We start from the raw sequence: 4,459 nt of genomic DNA on the forward strand, positions 1-4,459 counted from the left end.
CTGGGGGCGCCCTTCTTCGTGAGGGCGCCCCCAGCGGCGTACCGGGTTGTGCCGTTGTGTGGTTGTGCGGTTGTGCGGGGTCTAGGGGGTACGCGCGATCAGATAGCGGAAGACGTTCGGCATCCACACCGTGCCGTCCGTCCGCTGATGCGGATGCAGCGCCTCGGTCAGCTCCTTGTCGACCTGGGCCTGGTCGGTCGCGCGGACGGCCGCGTCGAAGAGTCCGGTGGACAGCAGGCCGCGTACCGCGTTGTCCAGGTCCGCGTATCCGAAGGGACAGGCCACCCGCCCCGAGCCGTCGGGCCTCAGCCCGGCGCGCTGGGCGACCTCCTCCAGGTCGTCCCGCAGGGCGGGGCGCCAACTGCCCGTACTGCGCAGGGGATCCGCCAGCTTGGTGGCGACCCGCAGCACGGACGAGGTCGCGCAACGCTCCGGCGGGCCCCAGCCTGCGAGCACCACGGGGGTTCCGCGGGTGGCGAGGGGAGTCGCCTCCGACAGGAGCTCGCCGAGCCCTTCGGAGTCCCCCGCCATGCAGCCGATCGGTTCGAAGGCGGTCACCAGGTTGTACGCGGGCGTCCGGGCGTCGGCCGCGTCCCGTGGGTTGCCCTCGACCAGCCGCGTGCCGGCACGCGCGCGCGTGCCCCACGCTTCGGGCAGCAGCCGCTCCCGCGCGAGGGCCAGCCGTTCGGGCGCGCACGAGTCGACGCCGGTGACCGCCGCGCCCCGCGACACCGCCATCAGCAGGGCGAGCCCGGAACCGCAGCCGAGGCCGAGCAGCCGGGTCGAAGCGCTCACATCGAGTCGCTCGTATACGGCCTCGTAGAGCGGGACGAGCATCCGCTCCTGGATCTCGGCCCAGTCACGCGCGCGTGCACACGGATCCACCTGGGGCCTCGGTCCTGCGTGAGGTCGGTGTTGCCGCACGAGCGTAGGTGTCATCTAAAGCGCCCCAATCCACCGAGAGTTGCTGCTGTGCCCCGTTTCCTGTGCCCCCGTGCAGTGCGCTCGCACTCCCCCCGTATGCCAGGAAACTCCGCGCCCGTCGTGGCGTCCAGGGGTTGCGGGCTTCTGCTTGTGTGCCACCCCTGCGCGCCCCCACGCGCCCTCTGATCCACGCTCACGGAAAATGCATGCACGGCTCCGAGTGCCGCCGCCGTAGCATGCGCGCCATGGCAAAGACACCCGTTCTCACCCCCCGGGCGGATGATTTCCCGCGCTGGTACCAGGACCTGATCGCCAAGGCCGAACTGGCCGACAACGGGCCGGTGCGTGGCACCATGGTGATCCGGCCGTACGGCTACGGCCTGTGGGAGCGGATGCAGCAGGACATGGACGCCCGCATCAAGGAGACGGGCACCCAGAACGCGTACTTCCCGCTCCTGATTCCGCAGTCGTACCTCGCCAGGGAGGCCGACCACGTGGAGGGCTTCGCGCCCGAGCTCGCCGTGGTCACGCACGGCGGCGGCAAGGAGCTCGAGGAGCCCGCCGTCGTACGCCCCACCTCCGAGATGATCATCAACGACTACTTCTCGAAGTGGGTGCAGAGCTACCGCGACCTGCCGTTGCTGATCAACCAGTGGGCGAACGTGGTGCGTTGGGAGCTGCGGCCGCGTCTGTTCCTGCGGACCACCGAGTTCCTCTGGCAGGAGGGGCACACGGCGCACGCCACGTACGAGGAGGCGCGCGACTTCGCGGCCCGCATCCAGCGCCACGTCTACGCGGACTTCATGGAGAACACCCTCGCGATGGACGTGGTTCTCGGCCGCAAGACCGTCAAGGAGCGCTTCGCGGGCGCCATCAACACGCTCACCCTCGAAGCCATGATGGGCGACGGCAAGGCCCTCCAGATGGGCACCAGCCACGAACTCGGCCAGAACTTCGCCAAGGCCTTCAACACCCAGTACCTGTCGAAGGAAGGCAAACAGGAACTGGTCTGGCAGACCTCGTGGGGCTCGACCACCCGCATGATCGGCGCCCTGGTGATGATGCACGGCGACGACAACGGCCTCCGGGTCCCGCCGCGCCTCGCTCCCGTCCAGGCCGTCGTCCTCGCCATCAAGGGCGACGACGCGGTTCTGGCCAAGGTCCACGACATCGGCGATCGGCTGAAGGCGGCGGGTGTGCGCGTCCACGTGGACGACCGCACGGACACGCCCTTCGGCCGCCGCGCCGTCGACTGGGAGCTCAAGGGCGTACCGGTACGCATCGAGATCGGACCCCGTGACCTGGACAGCGGCACCGCGATGCTGGCCCGCCGCATCCCGGGCGGCAAGGAGCCGGTGGCGCTCGACTCGCTCGCCACCCTGCTGCCCACGGTCCTCGAGGAGGACCAGGCGCTGCTCCTCAGGCAGTCGCGCGAGCGCCGTGAGTCCCGTACGGCGGAGGTGTCGACGGTCGAAGAGGCCCTCGAGGCGGCCGCCGCCGGCGGCTGGGCGCGCATCCCCTGGTCCGACCTCGGCGAAGAGGGCGAGGCCAAGCTCGCCGAGCAGGCGGTGACCGTACGTTGTCTGGTCGCCGCGGACGGGTCGGTCCCGGACGCCGACGACGCACCAGGTAACGTCGCGGTGGTCGCGCGCGCTTACTGAAGTAGGCAGACGCGGCTTGAACGCCTCTTGCGCAACGGGCGACCACAGGTCCCCCGGCGCGCGGACATCGTCTACGCGCCGGGTCGTACGTGCGGCTACGCACCACCTTGTTATGAGCTGTGAGGCTTCTCCGCAGATCAGCGCACCCGCCCTCGTCAGGACGCATCAGCGGCAAACTGACGGGTACGTGCAAATTATTTGAGATGCCCCGGAATAGGAACACAGAGGCACCCAGGCTCGTTGTCACGACGTGAGCACGACACCACCTGTTCTCGCCGCAGAGCTGGCAGGGGCGTGGGCCGACATTCAGCGGCACCACCCCGAGCTGCCGGACCTTGCCGCGCCCGAGTCCCTGATCGGGGAGTCGTCGTCCGCCTGCGGACACGAGCTCTCCTTCGAGCGACTGCTTCACGAAGCAGTCCATGGCATCGCCGCCGCCCGAGGAGTCCGCGACACCTCGCGTGCGGGCCGCTACCACAACCGCAGATTCCTCGCGATCGCCGAGGAGCTGGGCCTGGACCACCCGGAGGAGCCGCATCCCAGCAGCGGCTTCTCGCTGGTCACGCTCAGCCCCGAGGCGAAGCGGCGCTACCGCCCGACGATCGAGCGGCTGCAGCGCGCCCTCAAGGCGCACTCCGCCGCGACCGCCGCGGACACGGCCCGCAGCTTCCGGGGTCCGGCCGCCCGGCACGGCTCCTCCGGAGGCGGCGTCCGCGTCAAGGCGGTCTGCGACTGCGGGCGCAACGTCCGCGTCGTCCCGTCGGTCCTCGCCCAGGCACCCATCGTCTGCGGCGGCTGCGGAAAGCCGTTCCGGATCCCGGAGGTGGTCGGGGCGGCCGCGGGCTGAGCCACTCAACCCGTGGGCTGAGCCGTTCATGGCCGGACCAGGGTGCGGTCAACCGTCGGGCGGCAGCCGTCGGCCGCCGTCGGCTGCCGTCATGCCCGGGTGAGGGTGCAGCCCTGGTCACAGCTGCCCGGCTGGGTGTGGCAGAATGGCTGGCTGTACTCGACAGCCGCACAGGACCCCTCTCTCCTCCGGCTGACGCGTCCATCGGGCACTCGGGTACCGCAACCCCACGCGGCAATCTCGCCGTGCCCAACCACGTCAAGACCAGGAGACACCACTTCCGTGGCAGTCAAGATCAAGCTGAAGCGTCTGGGCAAGATCCGTTCGCCTCACTACCGCATTGTCGTCGCCAACTCCCGTACCCGCCGTGACGGCCGGGCCATCGAGGAGATCGGCCTGTACCACCCGGTGCAGAACCCCTCGCGCATCGAGGTCGACGCCGAGCGTGTGGCGTACTGGCTGGGTGTCGGCGCGCAGCCGACCGAGCCCGTGCTCGCCATCCTCAAGAAGACCGGCGACTGGCAGAAGTTCAAGGGTGAGCCCGCCCCTGCACCGCTGCTGCAGCCGGCCGAGAAGGCCGTGCGTCCGTCGTTCGACGCCCTGGGCGGCGACGACGAGGGCAAGGGTGAGGCCATCACCCAGAAGAAGAAGGCTGAGAAGAAGGACGAGGCCGCCGCCGAGTCCTCTTCATCTGAGTCGACCGGGGCCTGAGCATGCTCGAGGAGGCTCTCGAGCACCTCGTGAAGGGCATCGTCGACAACCCTGACGATGTGCAGGTCGCCTCGCGCAACCTGCGCCGCGGCCGCGTCCTCGAGGTCCGGGTCCACCCCGACGACCTCGGCAAGGTGATCGGTCGCAACGGCCGCACCGCGCGCGCCCTGCGCACCGTCGTGGGCGCCATCGGCGGACGTGGCGTCCGCGTCGACCTCGTCGACGTGGACCAGGTGCGCTGACACAACGCAACACCGGCTCGGGCCGGGGACGGCCACTTGGGGCCGTCCCCGGCCCGTAGTCGTCTACGCGGTAA

The 4,459-nt window shown here is 70.1% G+C and carries 5 protein-coding genes; 4 read left to right on the forward strand and 1 reads right to left on the reverse strand.

Features of this window, described 5'->3' with window-relative positions:
• Positions 1–81: 81 nt before the first annotated feature.
• The gene (locus FGD71_RS35395) at positions 82–939 is read right to left on the reverse strand and encodes an SAM-dependent methyltransferase (protein ID WP_119104648.1); all 858 of its coding nucleotides are present in this window, start codon (positions 937–939) and stop codon (positions 82–84) included.
• Between the two features lie 230 nt (positions 940–1,169).
• Between FGD71_RS35395 and proS the strand changes: the two genes are divergently transcribed.
• From proS to FGD71_RS35415, 4 genes are all read left to right on the forward strand, one after another.
• On the forward strand, positions 1,170–2,585 hold the full coding sequence (proS, locus tag FGD71_RS35400; protein ID WP_119104651.1) for a proline--tRNA ligase: 1,416 nt from the start codon (positions 1,170–1,172) through the stop codon (positions 2,583–2,585).
• Positions 2,586–2,835: 250 nt separating this feature from the next.
• Entirely contained in the window at positions 2,836–3,432 is a 597-nt protein-coding gene (locus tag FGD71_RS35405; RefSeq protein ID WP_119104649.1) for a hypothetical protein, read from the forward strand.
• A gap of 282 nt (positions 3,433–3,714) precedes the next feature.
• The gene (gene rpsP / locus FGD71_RS35410) at positions 3,715–4,143 is read left to right on the forward strand and encodes a 30S ribosomal protein S16 (RefSeq protein WP_119104650.1); all 429 of its coding nucleotides are present in this window, start codon (positions 3,715–3,717) and stop codon (positions 4,141–4,143) included.
• Between the two features lie 2 nt (positions 4,144–4,145).
• A complete protein-coding gene (locus FGD71_RS35415; protein WP_014176063.1) occupies positions 4,146–4,385 on the forward strand; it encodes an RNA-binding protein in 240 nt (79 codons plus the stop codon).
• The last annotated feature ends 74 nt before the right edge of the window (positions 4,386–4,459 follow it).

The sequence above is a fragment of the Streptomyces sporangiiformans genome (genome assembly GCF_005768555.2).
GTDB lineage: Bacteria > Actinomycetota > Actinomycetes > Streptomycetales > Streptomycetaceae > Streptomyces > Streptomyces sporangiiformans.

Excerpts from the sequence above, each read along its gene's own strand:
- FGD71_RS35395 (WP_119104648.1), bottom strand. The coding sequence starts at position 939 with ATGACACCTACGCTCGTGCGGCAACACCGACCTCACGCAGGACCGAGG.
- proS (WP_119104651.1), top strand. The coding sequence starts at position 1,170 with ATGGCAAAGACACCCGTTCTCACCCCCCGGGCGGATGATTTCCCGCGC.
- FGD71_RS35415 (WP_014176063.1), top strand. The coding sequence starts at position 4,146 with ATGCTCGAGGAGGCTCTCGAGCACCTCGTGAAGGGCATCGTCGACAAC.